17 protein-coding genes and 1 other RNA gene are annotated in these 17,875 nt (G+C 37.0%); 12 read left to right on the top strand and 6 right to left on the bottom strand.

The genetic code is table 11. From position 1 onward, the window contains the following. The first annotated feature begins 22 nt into the window (after positions 1 to 22). The 8 genes from DCS32_RS11215 to ribB all read left to right on the top strand — a co-directional run bounded on the left by DCS32_RS11215 (position 23) and on the right by ribB (position 8,378). Positions 23 to 577 (top strand): DUF427 domain-containing protein, encoded by a 555-nt coding sequence (locus DCS32_RS11215; protein ID WP_239057522.1) that lies wholly within the window; start codon positions 23 to 25, stop codon positions 575 to 577. Positions 578 to 668: 91 nt separating this feature from the next. Next, the gene (gene tpx / locus DCS32_RS11210; protein ID WP_108878338.1) at positions 669 to 1,169 is read left to right on the top strand and encodes a thiol peroxidase; all 501 of its coding nucleotides are present in this window, start codon (positions 669 to 671) and stop codon (positions 1,167 to 1,169) included. Positions 1,170 to 1,281: 112 nt separating this feature from the next. Beyond that, on the top strand, positions 1,282 to 1,608 hold the full coding sequence (locus tag DCS32_RS11205) for a diacylglycerol kinase (RefSeq protein WP_108878337.1): 327 nt from the start codon (positions 1,282 to 1,284) through the stop codon (positions 1,606 to 1,608). Positions 1,609 to 1,613: 5 nt separating this feature from the next. Continuing rightward, the gene (locus DCS32_RS11200; protein ID WP_108878336.1) at positions 1,614 to 2,072 is read left to right on the top strand and encodes a hypothetical protein; all 459 of its coding nucleotides are present in this window, start codon (positions 1,614 to 1,616) and stop codon (positions 2,070 to 2,072) included. A gap of 198 nt (positions 2,073 to 2,270) precedes the next feature. Continuing rightward, positions 2,271 to 4,724, top strand: a complete 2,454-nt coding sequence (locus DCS32_RS11195) for an FtsK/SpoIIIE family DNA translocase (RefSeq protein WP_108878335.1) — start codon at positions 2,271 to 2,273, stop codon at positions 4,722 to 4,724. A gap of 6 nt (positions 4,725 to 4,730) precedes the next feature. Continuing rightward, positions 4,731 to 5,450 (top strand): LolA family protein, encoded by a 720-nt coding sequence (locus DCS32_RS11190; protein WP_108878334.1) that lies wholly within the window; start codon positions 4,731 to 4,733, stop codon positions 5,448 to 5,450. Between the two features lie 63 nt (positions 5,451 to 5,513). After that, complete coding sequence (locus DCS32_RS11185; protein ID WP_239057521.1) at positions 5,514 to 7,169, top strand: LptF/LptG family permease; 1,656 nt, start codon at positions 5,514 to 5,516, stop codon at positions 7,167 to 7,169. Between the two features lie 66 nt (positions 7,170 to 7,235). Next, a complete protein-coding gene (gene ribB / locus DCS32_RS11180) occupies positions 7,236 to 8,378 on the top strand; it encodes a 3,4-dihydroxy-2-butanone-4-phosphate synthase (RefSeq protein WP_013749709.1) in 1,143 nt (380 codons plus the stop codon). A 169-nt stretch (positions 8,379 to 8,547) separates the two neighbouring features. Here ribB and ffs read toward each other — a convergent pair. Next, positions 8,548 to 8,646, bottom strand: an RNA gene (gene ffs / locus DCS32_RS11175) — signal recognition particle sRNA small type. A gap of 84 nt (positions 8,647 to 8,730) precedes the next feature. Here ffs and DCS32_RS11170 point away from each other — a divergent pair. The 3 genes from DCS32_RS11170 (at position 8,731) to DCS32_RS11160 (ending at position 12,232) form a co-directional block, all read left to right on the top strand. Next, positions 8,731 to 9,792, top strand: coding sequence for a glutaminyl-peptide cyclotransferase (locus DCS32_RS11170; RefSeq protein WP_108878333.1), 1,062 nt, complete (start codon positions 8,731 to 8,733; stop codon positions 9,790 to 9,792). Between the two features lie 91 nt (positions 9,793 to 9,883). Further along, positions 9,884 to 10,630, top strand: coding sequence for a carboxypeptidase-like regulatory domain-containing protein (locus DCS32_RS11165; RefSeq protein ID WP_108878332.1), 747 nt, complete (start codon positions 9,884 to 9,886; stop codon positions 10,628 to 10,630). A gap of 45 nt (positions 10,631 to 10,675) precedes the next feature. Further along, positions 10,676 to 12,232: a hypothetical protein gene (locus tag DCS32_RS11160; protein ID WP_108878331.1), complete on the top strand. Its 1,557-nt coding sequence runs from the start codon at positions 10,676 to 10,678 to the stop codon at positions 12,230 to 12,232. Between the two features lie 4 nt (positions 12,233 to 12,236). Here DCS32_RS11160 and DCS32_RS11155 read toward each other — a convergent pair whose 3' ends face one another. The 3 genes from DCS32_RS11155 to smpB all read right to left on the bottom strand — a co-directional run bounded on the left by DCS32_RS11155 (position 12,237) and on the right by smpB (position 16,011). Beyond that, complete coding sequence (locus DCS32_RS11155) at positions 12,237 to 14,714, bottom strand: DUF5686 and carboxypeptidase regulatory-like domain-containing protein (protein ID WP_108878330.1); 2,478 nt, start codon at positions 14,712 to 14,714, stop codon at positions 12,237 to 12,239. 22 nt (positions 14,715 to 14,736) lie between these two features. Continuing rightward, entirely contained in the window at positions 14,737 to 15,471 is a 735-nt protein-coding gene (locus tag DCS32_RS11150; protein ID WP_108878329.1) for a hypothetical protein, read from the bottom strand. A 78-nt stretch (positions 15,472 to 15,549) separates the two neighbouring features. Beyond that, entirely contained in the window at positions 15,550 to 16,011 is a 462-nt protein-coding gene (gene smpB / locus DCS32_RS11145; protein WP_013749716.1) for an SsrA-binding protein SmpB, read from the bottom strand. A 183-nt stretch (positions 16,012 to 16,194) separates the two neighbouring features. On the opposite strand from smpB, the gene DCS32_RS11140 reads away from it, so the two are divergent. Further along, a complete protein-coding gene (locus tag DCS32_RS11140) occupies positions 16,195 to 16,947 on the top strand; it encodes a DUF6503 family protein (RefSeq protein ID WP_108878328.1) in 753 nt (250 codons plus the stop codon). Here DCS32_RS11140 and DCS32_RS11135 read toward each other — a convergent pair. Together DCS32_RS11135 and DCS32_RS16290 are read right to left on the bottom strand one after the other, a co-directional pair. Then, entirely contained in the window at positions 16,944 to 17,489 is a 546-nt protein-coding gene (locus DCS32_RS11135) for a SixA phosphatase family protein (protein ID WP_108878327.1), read from the bottom strand. The genes DCS32_RS11140 and DCS32_RS11135 overlap by 4 nt on opposite strands. 228 nt (positions 17,490 to 17,717) lie before the next feature. Further along, positions 17,718 to 17,849 (bottom strand): hypothetical protein, encoded by a 132-nt coding sequence (locus DCS32_RS16290; protein WP_262497437.1) that lies wholly within the window; start codon positions 17,847 to 17,849, stop codon positions 17,718 to 17,720. Between the last annotated feature and the right edge of the window lie 26 nt (positions 17,850 to 17,875).

Below are 17,875 nucleotides of genomic sequence, written 5' to 3'. Positions count from 1 at the left end.
AAAAGTTATCTTTAGAATAAAAATGAAAAAAGTACCTAGCTGGATACAAGAACACCGCGACTCTTGGGAATATAGAGGTCAAAAAAGACCACCTTTTGCTATCACTCCTAGTGAGGGGCAAGAATCTGTGTGGGATTACCCAAGACCACCAAAAATTACGATAGATCAAAGGCAGATTATTGTAAGGCATAAAGACACTATTATCGCTGCTACTACAAGAGCATTTAGAATTACTGAAACTGCTAGCCCGCCCACATATTATATTCCGCAAGAGGATATAGATATGGAATTGCTTGAGGAGGCCGTTGGCAGTTCGCACTGTGAGTGGAAAGGAGCTGCGGCTTACTGGGACATTACACTACCATCTACTACATTTAAAAATGCTGCATGGAGTTATCCAGATCCTTATGAAGAATTTATAGACATAAGTAATAGTATCTCGTTTTACCCAGCGATTCTAGATTGTTATATAGATGATGAAAAGGTACGCCCACAACCTGGAGGTTTTTATGGAGGATGGATTACTAATGAGATCGTAGGTCCCGTAAAAGGGGAAATACCTGAAGCATCCTTATAGATACAGTCTATTTCCTTAAAAATTTCTTTACCATACTTTTAATAAAATTGCTCTCGCATTTCTGTACTTTTACGTAACCAAAAAAAATAATATGGCAAATATCACTTTAGGCGGAAACGCTGCAACAACGATAGGAGAACTTCCAAAAGTAGGAACAACAGCTCCAGATTTTTCACTTTCAAAAAATGACATGTCTACTGCAAGTCTTGCAGACTTTAAAGGAAAACGTGTTGTATTAAATATATTTCCATCGGTGGATACTGGTGTTTGTGCTCAATCTGTACGCACCTTTAATGAGAAGATTTCAAGTGCAGAAAACACAGAGGTACTTTGTATTTCTCGTGACCTACCATTTGCACAAGCTCGTTTTTGTGCAGCCGAAGGTCTAGAAAATGTACACACACTTTCTGATTTTAAATCTGGTGATTTCGGAAAAAACTATGGGGTAACTATAGAAGGTGGAGCCTTTGAAGGTCTTCACTCAAGAGCTGTAGTCGTACTCGATGAAGCTGGAAAAGTAATCTATACAGAGCAAGTACCAGAAGTAGGTCAAGAACCTAACTATGAAGGTGCAATGAGCGCTCTTAAATAATATACATACCTTTAATGCTGAGTGTATCACAGACTGATATACTCAGCATTTTTTTTAACTATACACCTCCACTCCATTGCCTATTAAATTTATTACTGGAAGACTCAAGGGAATGAAATACTCTCTTCAAGGAGGTATACAACTTATACGCTCTGAGGCCAGTATTCAAGTACAGTTTGGCGTTGCCATACTAATTACTATTGCTGGATTATACTATAACATCTCACGCACAGAGTGGATTGCCCAAATATTGTGCATAGGCCTCGTAATGACCGCCGAAGGCCTCAATACCGCCATAGAAGGCATTGCAGATTTTATACATCCAGACTTTAATGAGAAGATAGGTCGCATTAAAGATATAGCTGCGGGCGCTGTAGGTATCGCAGCATTAGCGTCTGTAATTGTCGCTGGGATAATTTATGTGCCACGTATTTTTTAATTATTTTGAACGAAGTTCATTTTAAATACAAGAATTACTTTTTTATAGAGATAGTTGCGTTTGACACTCTATTTAGCTTTATTTTACTCTACTTAGTAACCACTTTAAATATAAACTTTTTTGTTACTCTGTTATTAGTTGCTCTTACTCTGAAATTAATATATGGAATAGTCTGGATTAGTTTCGGAACAATCAAATGGATTGTCGAAAAAGATAGCATCACAATAGAGAAAGGCATTTTTGACTCCACACTCATAAGAAAGAAGTATTTAAAGCCTTTATCCTCAAAAATTCTTTCTAATATTGATTCAGAACATTCTATATTCATAGGTGTAAAATACACTCCTAAATATCAAAACGTTATTGAAATGGATTTTGGAAAATCTAAAAAAACTATTGTTTATATTCCAGATGTTACAGTAGGCAATCAGATTTTAACAAATATCAAAAAAATGAAGGATTAATTTTTTCGCTCTCTTAATGTTCAAACTAATATTGCAATCTACAGCATAATTTAATTTTTAAGAATCAATAATAGTGCTTAATAAGTCTCAATTACTTTCCTCCACATAATTATCACCTCTACAACGCACCAAACTACCCATTTTTCCGTTTCAATATTGTACTTTTATCTCCCATAAAAAAACAACCTTGAACGCTTCATGGCAAAAAAGAAATCCACGGCTAAAAAAACAAACACTAAGACTCCTAGAAAATCTATTTCCTTTAAGTTGACACGCCAGCAGCAGATCATTTTAGGAAGTTTTTTATTCTTACTTGGTCTCGGTTTGCTGTTTTCTTTTATCTCATACTTATTTACTTGGAAAGTAGATCAAAGTCTTATCGCTACAGGAACCAGAGAAGACGAAGCTTCAAACTGGCTCTCTCTTGTGGGTGCCCGTATTAGCCATTTCTTTATCTATAAAGGTTTTGGTATACCGGCCCTCGCACTTTGTATTCTCACAGCACTTACTGGAATACATTACTTTTTTGATTACGCAAAGACGTCATTAAAAAGATATTGGTTTTGGGGAATCTTGCTCATGCTTTGGCTAGCTGTATTTCTTGGGTTTTTCCATAAAAAGAATGACATCCTTGGAGGCACCGTAGGTTATGAAATCAATGACTTCTTGCAAGATTATTTAGGTCTCACCGGAGCAATCATTGTGATGGCTTTTCTAGCTATTGTCTATCTAGTTGTACGTTTAAAACTTACACCAGAGCGTATATCTACTTTCATTAACAAACAACGCAGTAACCTCGCTGGTGAGTTTTCAGAAGATGGAAAGGAACCTATTATTGTAGACAACTCCTCTACTTACGAGGCCGAAGAATTTTTAAAAGGAACAAAGGTTGAGGATGAGACCGCTTTCGCGAAAGCGGAAACCACAACACCTCCTAAGCCATCTACTTTTAAACAAAACGTTCAAGATTTACAGCCTACACTCACCAAAAAAGACCCTGAACCAGCATCTAGTAGTTTTCAAGTAACGAAAGCTCCAGAGGAAGAGGTTGTCGTTCCTGTGGAAGAAGTAGCAGTAGAGGTAGAAAAACCAATTGAAGAGGAAGAACTCACAGATAATTTAAGCTCAAAGCTCGTTGCAGATTTTGGCGAATTTGACCCTACGCTAGAACTTGGCAAGTTTAAGTTCCCTCCTATCGATCTATTAAAAGATTATACAAACGGTCAAGGAATTACTATTAATCAAGCAGAGCTTGAAGAAAATAAAAATCGAATTGTTGAGACGCTTAACAATTATAAAATAGGAATCTCAAATATAAAAGCTACCGTAGGGCCTACGGTAACATTATATGAGATTGTGCCAGAAGCTGGGGTTCGTATTTCAAAAATCAAGAACCTAGAAGATGATATTGCGCTATCACTAAGTGCACTGGGTATACGTATTATTGCTCCTATCCCTGGACGTGGAACTATAGGTATCGAGGTGCCTAATAAGAATCCGCGTATTGTGAGTATGCGATCTGCGGTGGCTAGTAAGAAGTTTCAAGAAGCAGAAATGGAGTTGCCTCTTACACTAGGTAAAACCATATCAAACGAAACTTTTGTAGTAGATCTTGCCAAAATGCCTCACCTCCTTATGGCAGGTGCAACGGGACAAGGTAAATCTGTAGGTCTCAACGCAATCCTAACTTCGCTACTGTACAAAAAACACCCTGCCGAAGTTAAATTTGTACTGGTAGATCCTAAGAAAGTGGAGCTTACTCTGTTCAATAAAATAGAACGACACTATCTAGCAAAACTTCCTGACACAGACGAGGCAATTATCACAGATAATTCTAAGGTAATTAACACGCTTAACTCTATGTGTATAGAGATGGATAATCGTTATGACTTGCTTAAGGATGCGATGTGTCGTAACATTAAGGAGTACAACGTCAAGTTTAAAGCACGCAAACTCAATCCTGAAAATGGTCACAAGTTCTTACCATATATTGTACTAGTAGTAGACGAGTTTGCAGATCTTATTATGACTTCTGGAAAGGAAGTTGAGACTCCTATTGCAAGGCTTGCACAACTTGCCCGTGCCATAGGCATTCACTTAATCATTGCAACACAACGTCCATCTGTAAACGTTATTACAGGTATTATTAAAGCAAACTTCCCAGCTCGTATTGCCTTTAGAGTAACTTCAAAAATAGATAGCCGTACCATCCTTGACACCTCTGGAGCAGACCAGCTTATAGGTCGTGGTGACATGTTGTACACACAAGGTAATGACGTGGTGCGTATACAGTGTGCCTTTGTAGACACTCCAGAAGTAGAACGTATTGTAGATTATATAGGTAATCAAAAAGCATATCCAGACGCTCACTTATTGCCAGAATATGTAGGTGAAGAGAGTGGCACAAGTCTTGATATAGATGCTTCAGATAGGGATGCACTTTTCCGAGATGCTGCAGAGGTTTTAGTAATTGCACAACAAGGAAGCGCTTCTCTATTACAACGTAAATTAAAACTAGGATATAATAGAGCTGGAAGAATCATAGATCAACTAGAAGCTGCAGGTGTGGTAGGTCCTTTTGAAGGAAGTAAAGCACGTCAAGTACTAGTTCAAGATATGGCTGGACTGGATCAACTCCTAAATAACGAATAAATCAAAATGAAAAAGAAACTTATTTTTTGGCTGGCTCCTATCCTTTTTAAGAAAGTGTTAGTTCCTGTCGCAGTAAAAGGTTATCGCAAATTTGCAAAACGTGCAATGCCTGTGGTATTGTTGTTACTTATGACCGCTTTCGCGAAAGCGCAAACAGCACAAACCCTACTTAAAGAGGTAGACACCAAGGTAAAAAGCTATGACAACATTGCTATTGATTTTAAATATGCCTTAAGCAATGAAGCCGAAGGTGTAAATCAAGAGACCAAAGGAAACGTAGTCATGGCTGGTAACAACTACAAGCTTTCTCTTATGGGGACTACGCAATTATTTGATGGAAAGAACGTTTATACTATTGTTCCTGAAGATGAGGAAATCACCATTAGTGCAATGAGTGATCAAGATGAAAACGCAATTACACCTTCAAAAATGTTATCCTTCTTTAATGAAGGTTACACACAGAAGATGGACATCGTGCAAAAAGTAAACGGAAGAGAAATACAGTTTGTAAAGCTTACTCCTATGGACTCTAATAGTGACGTAAAATATACGTTATTAGGTGTAGACGCACAGACTAAGCATATACACAAGCTTATTATCACACAAAAGAATGGTACTAAAGTGACTATTACTGTAAATTCATTTAAGCCTAATCAACCTTTGGCTAAAAATGTATTTGTTTTTGATAAGACGAAGTACGCAGATTATTACATCAATAAATTATAATAGTATAATACTAGTAGCAAGGGCGCAGACTTCTTATTTTTGTTTGCGCCCTCAGCTTTTTACATGAAAATACTAGACCGATATATTCTTTTTACGTTCGTAAGAACATTCCTGAGCATCTTCACTATTTTGATGTTCATTTTTGTTTTACAAAGTGTTTGGCTATATATACAAGAACTTGCGGGACGAGCACTTGACTTTGATGTTATTCTCAAGTTTCTACTTTTTGCGATGCCTAGTCTGGTAACACTAGTACTTCCACTATCGGTTCTCCTTACTAGTATCATGACCTTCGGAAACTTTGCCGAAAACTATGAATTTGCGGCGATGAAGTCTACCGGAATCTCACTACAACGGGCGATGAAAAGTGTGATTTACTTTGTGATTCTTCTTGCGATAGGCTCTTTCTTATTTGCAAATCATGTAATTCCTGCTTCTCAAATTGAGTTCAGAAATTTACGTAGAAATATAGGTAAACTTAAACCTGCCATGCTTATACGTAGCGGACAGTTTAATGAGATTACAGAAGATTTTAATATGCGTGTGGCTGAGAAATATGGCGATAGAGATCAATACCTCAGAGACATAGTAATTCATCAAGCCGAAAAAGGAAGACTAGGCAACTATACCGTTATTATCGCTTCTGAAGGTGAACTCATAAGTTCTATAGACTCCCCTACGCTTTCCTTAAAACTTACGGACGGTAATTACTATTCTGAAGTTCAAAAGAAAGATTATAAGGAGCGTAAGAAAGAACCTTTTGCAAAAAGTTATTTTAAGACATACACACTTAATATTGACTTGAGTGAACTAGATGCTGTAGACCTAGACGATAAGGATATCAATAACAGCTACCAGATGATGAATATCGTCTTACTAGACTCTAGCATCACAGAGTTATCTAAAAGATACGTAGAAGACAGAACTACCTTTAGCGACAAGTATATACACAAAGCAAACTTAACATCACTAGATTCTCTATATTCTGGAGTTACTGCTCAGGATAAGGTGGTTAAAGACACGCTCCTAGATAATTATGAAGTAAAAGATCGTGTACGTATACTAGAAATTGCAAAGTCAAATTTAAACAACACTGTCGCAGATCTTGAGAATCGAAAGAACAAACTTAAAGTAGATGTAAAGCGTCTCAGTAAATTTGAAATCTCTCTGCACGAAAAGTACGTGTTAGGGTTTAGCTGCATTTTGCTATTCTTTGTAGGCGCTCCTCTAGGTGCTATCATTCGTAAAGGAGGATTAGGGCTTCCCATAGTAATTGGAGTAGTCCTCTTTTTGACTTTTCACTTTATAGGAATCTTTGCAAAAAACAGTTCAGAAAATAATTCTATAAGTCCATTTTTCGCTAGTTGGCTCAGTACATTCATTTTACTGCCACTAGGTGTTTACCTTACTTATAGAGCAACTACAGACCAAGGAATCTTTGATGTAGATATTGTTCCTAAGCCTATTAAAAGATTATTTGCTAAAAAGAAAAAAGAAGTTATCATCACTCCTACGGTAGATAAATCATACGTTCTCACGGAAGATGAGATTCAATTATTAGACTCCTTTTCTTCTAACCAACTTAAGGACGTAGTAAAAAATTACAAAGATCTTGGGTATTCTAACGATATGCGTTTAGCCGCTATTGATAGACTTGACCAACTAGGCATCACCATAGAAAACCTAAGAGTTCAAGGATATTATCAAGACAGCAAATAACTTTTTGCGCTTAAAACTTACACACAAAACAAAGGTGTTCCCGTATCTTTGTACAAAATATTACCTATGCAAAAGACAGCATCTACAAGCATCCAACTACATACTATTGAAGAAGCCATTGAAGATATTAAAAATGGTAAAGTAATCATTGTAGTAGATGATGAGGATCGTGAGAATGAAGGAGATTTTCTAGCTGCTGCAGAAGCAGTGACACCAGAAATGATCAATTTTATGGCTACTCATGGTCGCGGTCTTATATGCACGCCTATTACAGAAGATCGTTGTGAAGAGTTACATCTCAACATGATGGTAACGAGTAATACAGATCCTATGGAGACTGCTTTTACCGTTTCTGTAGACCTTAAAGGCAATGGAGTTACAACTGGAATATCTGCCTCAGATAGATCAAAAACGGTACAAGCATTAATAAACCCAAATACAAAACCTTACGATTTAAGTAGACCAGGACATATCTTCCCGCTTAAAGCGAAAGAAGGAGGTGTACTACGTCGCACTGGACACACAGAAGCTGCGATTGATTTCGCAAGACTCGCTGGTTTTAAACCTGCAGGAGTTATTGTGGAGATCATGAATGCAGACGGAACAATGGCTAGATTGCCACAGCTTCTAGAAGTTGCCAAAACATTTGATCTAAAGATAGTCTCTATTGAAGACCTCGTGGCTTATCGTATGAATCACGATAGCCTTATTGATAAAAAAGAAGACTTTGAGATTAAAACACGTTTTGGAGATTTTAGACTTCGTGCGTACGAGCAAACTACAAATGACACCGTTCACATAGCACTTACTAAAGGTGGCTGGGAAGATGATGAGCCCGTACTTGTACGTGTAAACTCGACTCAAATTAATAATGATCTACTAGGCACGCTTACAAACAATCCAGATGCCAAACTAGATGATATGTTTCGTGCAGTTAATGAAGCAGGTAAAGGAGCCATTGTCTTTATAAATCAAGAGAATGCAAGTGCAAATCTTCTAGGAAGATTAAGCGAACTAAAAACGTTACAGAAAGAAGGAGAGATGAAAGCTCCTAACGTAGTAATGGACTCAAAAGATTTTGGCATAGGAGCGCAAATCTTACATGACCTGCGCATATCAAAAGTAAAACTAATGACTAATAGTGAAGGTCTTAAACGTATAGGCATCGTAGGCTACGGTCTTGAGATTGTAGAACGTGTAGGCTATTAAGCACTCGTACATTATAAAGTAAAAAGCCATCTCATAATGAGATGGCTTTTTTTTGAGGTGTAATTGCGCTTTCGCGAAAGCGTAAAAAACAAAATCCCAAATTTCAATAGCTTATGAAATTTGGGATTCTTTATATATAGAGTCAAATTACTTGACTTGTGCGCACAAAAAATGGCAAGCTACCTACATCACACCGCTACGACCATCTACCCTTGCTGCGTTCCCACCCTGGGGGATTCGACAGGAGCTGGTTGTGTAGGACTTGCCGCTGCAAAGATATAGCTTCTTTGAGAAGTCGCAAGGTTTTTTTGCCCGATTTTTTGTTTTAAATTGCCTTAAAATTCAACATCACATGACAGCATACGCTAAGCACCTCATTCTATTACTTTTACCACTTCTTATCATAAGCTGTGGAGATACAGGATCACTAGATGGCATCTTCACCATCGAGACTAGTGCTATTAAAAATTCTATAAAAAATGGTGGAGAGATTGCAATCTCGCTTAAAGCCAAAAAAAACATCACTGTAGACTCTGTCGTTTATGATCTAGATGGTGCCCGTTTAGGAAGTAAAAAAGACACTGAAAAATACACAACAACCCTTACCTCGCCAAAATTAGGAGGAAGAACTCTAACAGCAACGATAAGCACTCCAGATGGTACAACAACTACCACTAAAAAAATAAATATACTACACACCGTAGCTCCTAAAGTTTACGGATACAAAATCATAAATAGATACCCACATCAAACAGATGCTTACACACAAGGACTAGAATTTGTAGGAGATACACTTTACGAAAGTAATGGAAGCTATGGCGAATCTACACTGCGCAAACTTGACTATAAAACTGGCGAAGTACTTAAAGAAGTAAAGCTAGACAACTCTTATTTTGCAGAAGGCATGACGATTATAGGAGACAATATCTACCAACTCACATGGCAGGAAAATACAGGCTTTATTTACAATAAAGATACCTTCGAGAGGACTGGTACATTTGCTTACAATCAAAGTAAAGAAGGCTGGGGACTTACAAATGATGGTTCAGTGATTTATAAGTCTGACGGAACTAGCAAAATCTGGACGCTAGACCCTTCTAATCTTTCTGAGCAATCTTATATAGAGCCTACGCACAACAATGGAGTTATGTCTCAATTAAATGAACTTGAATTTATCAATGGAAAAATTTACGCAAATACTTATCAGCGAGAGTCGATAGCTATTATTGATCCAAAAACTGGTGCATTAGAAGCTCTTATAAATCTGAAAGGACTTAAAAAGGAAGTACAATCAGGGCTTGACCCTGATAATGAAGTTCTCAATGGAATCGCTTATAAAGCAAATGAGGGTCGTCTTTTTGTTACTGGAAAACACTGGAACACCTTATTTGAAATAGAGATTGTAGAAAAATAGACGGTTTACTCACCGTAACCGCGCGTTTACTCATTTACGATACTGGCAAGATGCTTGATTAACTAGATTTACATCAGTTAATCAAAGCATTATGAAAAAGCCTATCGCCATTACAATCCCAAAGCCATGTCATGAAGACTGGAATAAAATGACTCCTACCCAGCAAGGAAAACACTGCGCTGTATGCAGTAAAGAGGTCATAGATTTCACATCACACACTACAATACAATTACGTGATCATATAGTGAGTGGAGATTCGATTTGCGGTCGTTTTAGAAAAGACCAGCTAGGTACTCCCCTATCTTTATCGCGTCATAAAGGCCGTAGTTTTGCGCAATACGCAGCTTCTTTGTTAGTACCTATCGCTACACTTTCGGCTGGAGATGCAGTATCTCAAACCACAGAAGAGGTCTTTATCACTGGAGACATAGCACCCGTTGAATTACCTATTAATGCATATGATAGTTTAGGAATTGGTTCGCTTTCGCGAAAGCATAAAACTCCACAAAAACTAGTAACCATAAAAGGCACTGTTACCGACATGGTTGGTCCGCTACCTGGAGTGAATATTACTGTAAATGGAACTTCAAGAGCTTACCAAACTGATTTTGATGGAGATTATAGTCTCAAAGTGTTTCCAGGAGAAACTATTATTTATAGCTTCTTAGGATACGAACCACGTAAGATTCTCGTGGGCTCACAACTTGAAATTAATGTAAATTTTAAAGATGAGGATCAAAACATGCTTTTAGGTGAGGTTTCCATACACGACTACAAACAATTTAAGAAAGAAGAGAGACTAGAAAAGAAGCGTCTCAAGAAAGAAAAAGGACATTAAAAACACTACACTTAATGCGTTATATTTGTTACAAACTACATTTACATGCGCAGTATATATCTACTCATCGTCCTTGCTGGAATTATAAGCTTTAGCTCTTGTCGTAATGATTTTGAAACGACAGCAAGCACTGGGAATCTTGAATTCTCTAGAGATACTATTTTTCTAGATACTGTTTTTACAAACATAGGGTCGAGCACGTATAATCTAAAAGTATATAACCGCAGTGACGAGGATATTGCTATCCCAAGTGTACGCTTAGGACTAGGTGAATCTTCAAATTATAGACTTAACGTTGATGGAGTGCCTGGTAGAACTTTTGAAAACGTAGAGATTCTTGCAAATGACAGCATCTTTGTTTTTGTAGAAACTACTCTTGATATAAATAGTGTAGGCGATGGTTCTAATGAGTTTTTATATACAGATATTATAGAGTTTAATAGCACAGGAACAACGCAACAAGTAGATCTTGTAACCTTGGTTAAAGATGCTATATTTCTTTTTCCAGAACGTGATGGAGCTACTGGAATAGTAGAAACACTTACCGTAAATGATGTAGAAACTTCGCTAGAAGGACGCTATCTCATGGATGATGAGCTTACTTTTACAAATGATAAGCCTTATGTCATTTATGGATATATGGCTGTAGGAGATCCTAGCGGAATTGACGCTAAAACGCTCAACATAGAAGCTGGCGCACGCATTCACTTCCATGCAGATAGCGGCTTACTCATTGCAGATAATGCATCGCTACAAGTAAACGGATTATTAAGCACAGATAGCGTACTTCTTGAAAATGAAGTAATATTTGAAAGCGATAGACTGGAACCCGTTTTTTCTAATGTTCCAGGACAGTGGGGAACTATATTACTTACGGATGGAAGTATTAATAACAGCATCAATCATGCGACTATTAAAAATGCCACGGTAGGAATTCTTAATGAATCTAATGCAAACAACTCAGCTACTGCAGGTTTGTCACTTAGCAACACTCAGATTTACAATGCATCTGCTGTGGGGTTACTCAATAGATTTTCGGCAGTGGAAGCTTCTAATACTGTGATTAATAACTGTGGTCAGTTTGCTATGCTTATACAACTGGGTGGCAGCTACAACTTCACACATAGCACCTTTGCAAATTACTGGACACAAAGTTTCAGAAATACGCCCGCAGTATTTATAGACAATACACTTCTTAGTGGGGACACTCTTTTAGTAGGCGAACTTGCCCAAGCTAATTTTACAAATTGTATCATCTACGGTAATCAGGATGAGGAGTTAGGTTTTAATAAAGATGATAGTGCTCCGTTTAATTTTAAGTTTACAAACACTCAGATTCGCTTTGATGATGACTTTGGAGATTTTAATGAAAATCCGTTATTTGATTTTACAAACGTAAGTTTCTATCAAGACATTATAAGAGGTGAAGATCCAGATTTCTTTGAGCCTACAGAAAACATGCTTCAAGTAGGAGAAAACACCGCAAGCAACGATCTTGGACTTCAAAGTGCTTCAAGCCAATTCCCAATAGATATTATAGGCACAAGCCGTACGAGCAATTCAGACTTTGGAGCGTATGAAAGTGTTGTGTTTCCTGAATAAATATTTACAAGCTCAATCCTATTAAAAAAGCACCATCATTACCTCCAAGCGCTCCTTGACCATACACATAGTCAAAACGCAATAGTCTAAATTTACCCCAACCTACATTTCCTATTCCTACGGTGAACTCTCTGTAGAATGGACTTTCATTTGTGCTAAGTACGTGTGCACCTGCAATAAGATTAAAGTTTAATTTATTTACTAGTGGGATCTTCCCTAGTATCCATCCTCTAAAATTATGCTCAACATGTCCTTCTATATATCCTTGGTTCGTACTACGTTCATAATAAGGCAATACATTAAAGCGATTGAGACGTAATGGCTCAAAAATTATAGAACGGTTCCCGTTAAAATGTTGTCTATCTATGAAGCTCACACTTTTTGCAGTACCTAAAAAAGTTCCCGCGCGTAAGTCATAAGACATTCTTCCTTTATTACTTATATTAAATTCTTGTTCAACTATAAGACGAAATTGATCAAAATTATAATCTGAAACGGAAGCTCCGAAACCCTTTTCATATACCAACGTAAGCGATGGATACTTTTCTGAGGTGACATTAAATTTTCCGTTAGGATAGCTGTAGTATTTCTGACCGAAATTTGCCGTTGCACTTAGAAGCAACTTACCGATGGAGTGCTCTTCAAAAGCACCATTTTCAGTATCAAAAGGATTAAGCGGATTGTTACTTGTATACTCACGATCATCTTTCGGGAAGAATGTTTGATCGGTAGTGTTAAAAACAGGATTACGGTGCTCGTAAGCAATGATTGCATTTGCTTGCAAGCCATTCACTATTTCTTGTCCATAGTAGAGTTGTGCAAATTCCTTTTCATAGTACTTAGCAAAATTTTGTTCCCTAAGTAGTGAGTATGCTGTATTTAAAATAGGCGATATTGGATTTGCATTATTTACTTGTAAAATGTCAACTCCTCCAGTGGCACTTATAGTAGCTCTATTAGTTCGATTAAAACGTCTAGTAACTCCTAAAGTGTAACGCAAGCGATTTTCTGAGAATCCATAGTTCGCTTTCGCGAAAGCGGAAAGAGATTTACTATAATCTTCATCACTCCAACTAGAATAAGTTGCCTGCATAGTTCCATTCCAACCTTGGATGGTATTAAACTGAATATTCTGAATAGGTGGTGTAATCCCTAACCTCCATTTATTATAGGTATCTGTATAAGAATATCCAAAGATGGGCGAAGTAATCTTAAATCGATTGCCTCGGTCATCTATAGAATCTAAGTACTTCTTTGATTTTCTTATAACCTGTATACTATCTTTCTTTACATAATCATTTATTTCAAGTGACGTTAAAGGCACGGGACGACTGCGCTCCCAGAACACACTATCTTTTTTATTTGCTTGGTCTGCAAAAGACAAAATCTCTGCCGAAAAAGAGTCTTTCGTAAACTGAGGAGCAAAATCATAATCAGAATAAGCTGCTGTAAATCTACCATCACCTTTAAGTCCTAAAAAACCAAAGCTAAAGTCAATGACTTGTGAGATTTTCACCCACTGACTAAGAGATTCCTCATATTTGAAATTCTGCTTAAAGTTCAAATTTTCTATAAATGGTACTTGTATTGCGCTTCCATCTGTTTGTAAATCGACTCCATAAAGTTGCCAAGAGTCTTCTACAATGTAAATAGTTCCCGCAAAAACACGATCATTATCTCGGCGTGGCGTTACAGTTATTTTATTGATGAGTTGATCATTTTCAAAAAATGTTCCTTCAAGCGCATACTTGTAATAAGAAAATGCATTGCTGGCGATAGGAGAAATTATCTGCGTGTTGAGATTTAAGGTATTTTCATAGAAAGAGAAATTTGCATCGCTCGCAGTATTAAAGCTAAAACCATTATCATCACCACTTACTTTGCTAGCTACAATCACCTCACTAAAATTATCTGGGCGCTGGTATTTAATATTTGAAATGGTCTCACTTAAATAAAAAATTCCTGTGCGTGTAGAATCTAAGCCTCCTCCCAAGTCTCCTACTTCTTGCCCTAAAATTTTATCTGGAGCATCTTTTACCTTCCACAGTCCTCTGGAGTAAAAGGATGCTGTATATTCACCTATATTCTGTAGATTCTTTTTTCTTGAGGCTATTGCTCCTTGTATAATGCGATCTGCTGGATTTACTCCAGCTTGCACGATTACTTCATCTAGGGATGTAGAAGATTCTTCCATCACAATAGAAACTGTCATTTCTCCAGAATTTACCTTCACTTCCTTTACCACAGTAGCAAACCCAAGAAACTGAAAGGTGACATTTAATGTTTCTCCTTGATCTTTCGCCAGTAATTCTAGAGCATATTGCCCATCACCATTTGTGGTAGTACCGCGATTAGTATTTTCTATAAACACATTTACAAAAGGAAGTGCCTCACCTTCTCTACTTGCTACAGTACCCGTAATCTGAGCAGTGGTTGCAAAGGAAAAAAGTATGATGATAACCAAGAAAAAATTTGTCCGCATGTGATTGTCTTAGAAAGTAATGTTATGAATTACTAAAGATAAGATACTGAGCACAAAGCCATATACGAATCTGGTCTTCATTATCTTTCTTAAGTAATGCTGTAATCTCTGGGTGATCTACTAGCTCATTAAAAAATCGCTTAACCTCTGTTTCATCTATCTCAAACCGATCTTTTATAAAATAGGCGTGATATTCATATAGACTCTCATAAACAGCAATTTTCTTATCGATCTCCACATAACGTTTGAGCCTTTTAGTTCGCCCAGTGATGGCATTAATTATAGGGTCTACTTGTAAGCTACCTCCTAATAAACTAAGCAAATGAATAGGTTTAAAGTCTCCTGCTGTACGTAACCTGCGCTCATTTGTGGTTGGGATTTTTTGTTCTCCTTGTACAATTCCTACGCTCTGTACTGTGATATCTGGCTGTTCCTTTATGATCACTTCATCTAGCTCATTTCTTTGTTCTTCTAATGAAATAGATAACAAAGGTTCATTTGCAAGCTGCTTGTGTATGATAACAAATTTCTCTTTGGCCGAAACATGGGATACAAGTAATACATCACCCACATCTACTTGTAGCCAGAATATTCCGTTATTATCTGTAGTGGTACTTCCCTGTGAGTTGAGATTAGTCACGTGAGCAGACTCTAGAACTTTATCTTCAAGAGTAACCTGTCCTTGCATAGACATAGGGAACTGTGCAACAACTTGGAAGGTGATAAATGATAAAAGTAGTAGTAATCTTAAACGCATAGAGTATAGTACTCTATAAAAGACGTTATAAATTTATAAATAGTTGCCTAACAAAATGTTAAACTGGGAAAATGAGTTTTAATTATTAAAAGACTTCTTGATGCGATCTAAGTTTTTCTTGTTATCGCGATCTTTTATAGTTTCTCGTTTGTCGTACGTTTTCTTTCCTTTTGCAAGTGCAATTTCAAGCTTTGCAAATCCTTTCTCGTTTGTAAATAATCGTAGTGGTACAATAGTAAGACCTGATTTATTTACCTCACGTTCCCATTTTTTGAGTTCGCGTTTGTTGAGTAATAATTTACGTTGATTCTTAGGCTGGTGGTTAAAATAAGTAGCATGAGAATATTCTTGTACCGTCATATTGATCACAAACATTTCTCCGTGATCATTAAACTCACAAAAACTCTCTGCGATAGAGGCTTTACCTTCTCGTATTGCTTTAATCTCTGTACCCGCAAGTACGATTCCAGCAACGAGCTTATCGAGTAATTCATACTCAAAGCGCGCCCTTCTATTCTTTATGTTAACCGTATTCGACATGATATCAAAGGTACAAAGTTGAAAAGAAATCTAACCTGAAATTAATCTTCAAATCAAAAAAATCATCTCTTGACTACTAAGCTTATTTTTAACAACAAAGAGATTGTATTTTTGTAGCCTTAACACAAACCATTGTAAGAAGTAATTATTTCTAACGACCACACCTCTCAGAAAACCCCTCATATGTTTCGATATCTTTCGGCGATTATTGTATTACTAATTATCACAAGCTGTTCTCAAAAAACACCTACTGCACAAGAGATTGTAGATAAGGCCATAGCAGCTTCTGGTGGGGCTCAAATTGCAAATGCAAGTATTCATTTCAAATTTAGAAATTATTACTACAGAGCCACGCGTAATGGTAGTTTGCGCACCTTAGAGCGTTGTACGGATGCAGCATGCCAGATGCAACAGGATGTTATAAAGGAGAATGGAGAATTTGTACGCTTTCGCGAAAGCGCACCTATCCCAGTAGCAGATAGCATGAAAAATCGCTATGCAAATAGTGTAAACTCTGTTCATTACTTTTCTGTTCTTCCATATGGCTTAAATGACCCTGCAGTTAGAAAAAAACTAGTGGATGAAGTTGCCGTAAAAGGCGAACCTTACTACCGTATAAAAGTAGCATTTGCACAAGAAGGCGGTGGCGAAGATTTTCAAGATGAGTATATGTATTGGATTCACAAAGAGAATTACAACGTAAATTATCTTGCTTATAATTATCAAACTTCTGAAGGTGGGACTCGTTTTAGAGAAGCTTACAATGAACGTATTATAGAAGGAATACGCTTTGTAGATTATCGCAATTATAAACCAGAAGAGCAATTTCCTGCGCTTACCACGCTTGATAATCTCTTTGAAAACAACAAGCTCAATCTTTTAAGTAAGATTGAGCTTGAGAATATCACTGTAAGTATTTGTCCTAAAAACTGCTAGTCTACTACCGTTGAGATGTTTTTTTTATCAATTATCTCTCCCGTTTCATCATTTACAACAAGTTGTACGTGGTAAAGATGGAAATACTCAGACTCATCAATATCTTTAAAAGAGTTCTCACCTAATGCGGCATTTGCAAAATTAGGAGTGGTATTGCTATGACCTACTACTACAATGTTTTTACCTGCAGTGTCCATTTTAAAATCTTCTGAATATAAATCCGCTGGGTTATAGGATTGTATCTCAACATTATTTGCCACGGCTGTAGGTTGTGCAGTGCGCATCGTACGTATATAGTCTGTCGAGTATACAGCATCGATATCCTTATCTGAGAAATAAGCTTTCCAGCGCTCTGCTCTCTCTTCTCCTTCTATGGTTAAATCTGGATTACGATTACTAGGATCACTCAAATCTTTTTCTGCGTGACGAATAAAGTAATAGTTTGTTGTAATCGTGTTAGAAGGTGATTCCTTCTTTTTCTGACCATCACAGCTTAAGGTTGTTGCAGTAACCACAAAGAGAAATAATAGAATGCGCATCATAATAATTTATTTTATACTCAAAGATACATTTTTGTAAGGTCTCTTATAAACAACCGACATATATAGTGTCTTTATACTTAGTTTAAGTAACATAGACAAAATCTGCTATGAAAAAGCAAAATCCGCTTCCATAACTGGGAGCGGATTTTGTGGTTTATAGGTATTGCAAGACGTTGAGTTATGCGCAAAAAAAAAACACAACGCAAGTTGTGTTTTTTTTCATTTACTCTACATAGAGAAATACTGTACTAGCGTGTAAGAAGCTATTAAGAATGTGGAGAATATTACATATACCCCTAAAATTAAATTTCTTCCTTGCCTAGGATTCTGTAACTGTGTTGTGTGTACTTGAGTTTTCATAATGTCGATTTTTAAAGATTGATTGA

This window comes from Dokdonia sp. Dokd-P16, from assembly GCF_003095655.1.
Classification (GTDB): domain Bacteria; phylum Bacteroidota; class Bacteroidia; order Flavobacteriales; family Flavobacteriaceae; genus Dokdonia.
The sequence above is the reverse complement of the archived record's forward strand: the minus strand, read 5'-3'. Positions and strand labels throughout refer to the sequence as shown.

Coding starts and splice junctions, on each gene's coding strand:
- DCS32_RS11215 (WP_239057522.1), top strand. CDS start 23: ATGAAAAAAGTACCTAGCTGGATACAAGAACACCGCGACTCTTGGGAA.
- tpx (WP_108878338.1), top strand. CDS start 669: ATGGCAAATATCACTTTAGGCGGAAACGCTGCAACAACGATAGGAGAA.
- DCS32_RS11205 (WP_108878337.1), top strand. CDS start 1,282: ATGAAATACTCTCTTCAAGGAGGTATACAACTTATACGCTCTGAGGCC.
- DCS32_RS11195 (WP_108878335.1), top strand. CDS start 2,271: ATGGCAAAAAAGAAATCCACGGCTAAAAAAACAAACACTAAGACTCCT.
- DCS32_RS11190 (WP_108878334.1), top strand. CDS start 4,731: ATGAAAAAGAAACTTATTTTTTGGCTGGCTCCTATCCTTTTTAAGAAA.
- DCS32_RS11185 (WP_239057521.1), top strand. CDS start 5,514: ATGAAAATACTAGACCGATATATTCTTTTTACGTTCGTAAGAACATTC.
- ribB (WP_013749709.1), top strand. CDS start 7,236: ATGCAAAAGACAGCATCTACAAGCATCCAACTACATACTATTGAAGAA.
- DCS32_RS11170 (WP_108878333.1), top strand. CDS start 8,731: ATGACAGCATACGCTAAGCACCTCATTCTATTACTTTTACCACTTCTT.
- DCS32_RS11165 (WP_108878332.1), top strand. CDS start 9,884: ATGAAAAAGCCTATCGCCATTACAATCCCAAAGCCATGTCATGAAGAC.
- DCS32_RS11160 (WP_108878331.1), top strand. CDS start 10,676: ATGCGCAGTATATATCTACTCATCGTCCTTGCTGGAATTATAAGCTTT.
- DCS32_RS11155 (WP_108878330.1), bottom strand. CDS start 14,714: ATGCGGACAAATTTTTTCTTGGTTATCATCATACTTTTTTCCTTTGCA.
- DCS32_RS11150 (WP_108878329.1), bottom strand. CDS start 15,471: ATGCGTTTAAGATTACTACTACTTTTATCATTTATCACCTTCCAAGTT.
- smpB (WP_013749716.1), bottom strand. CDS start 16,011: ATGTCGAATACGGTTAACATAAAGAATAGAAGGGCGCGCTTTGAGTAT.
- DCS32_RS11140 (WP_108878328.1), top strand. CDS start 16,195: ATGTTTCGATATCTTTCGGCGATTATTGTATTACTAATTATCACAAGC.
- DCS32_RS11135 (WP_108878327.1), bottom strand. CDS start 17,489: ATGATGCGCATTCTATTATTTCTCTTTGTGGTTACTGCAACAACCTTA.
- DCS32_RS16290 (WP_262497437.1), bottom strand. CDS start 17,849: ATGAAAACTCAAGTACACACAACACAGTTACAGAATCCTAGGCAAGGA.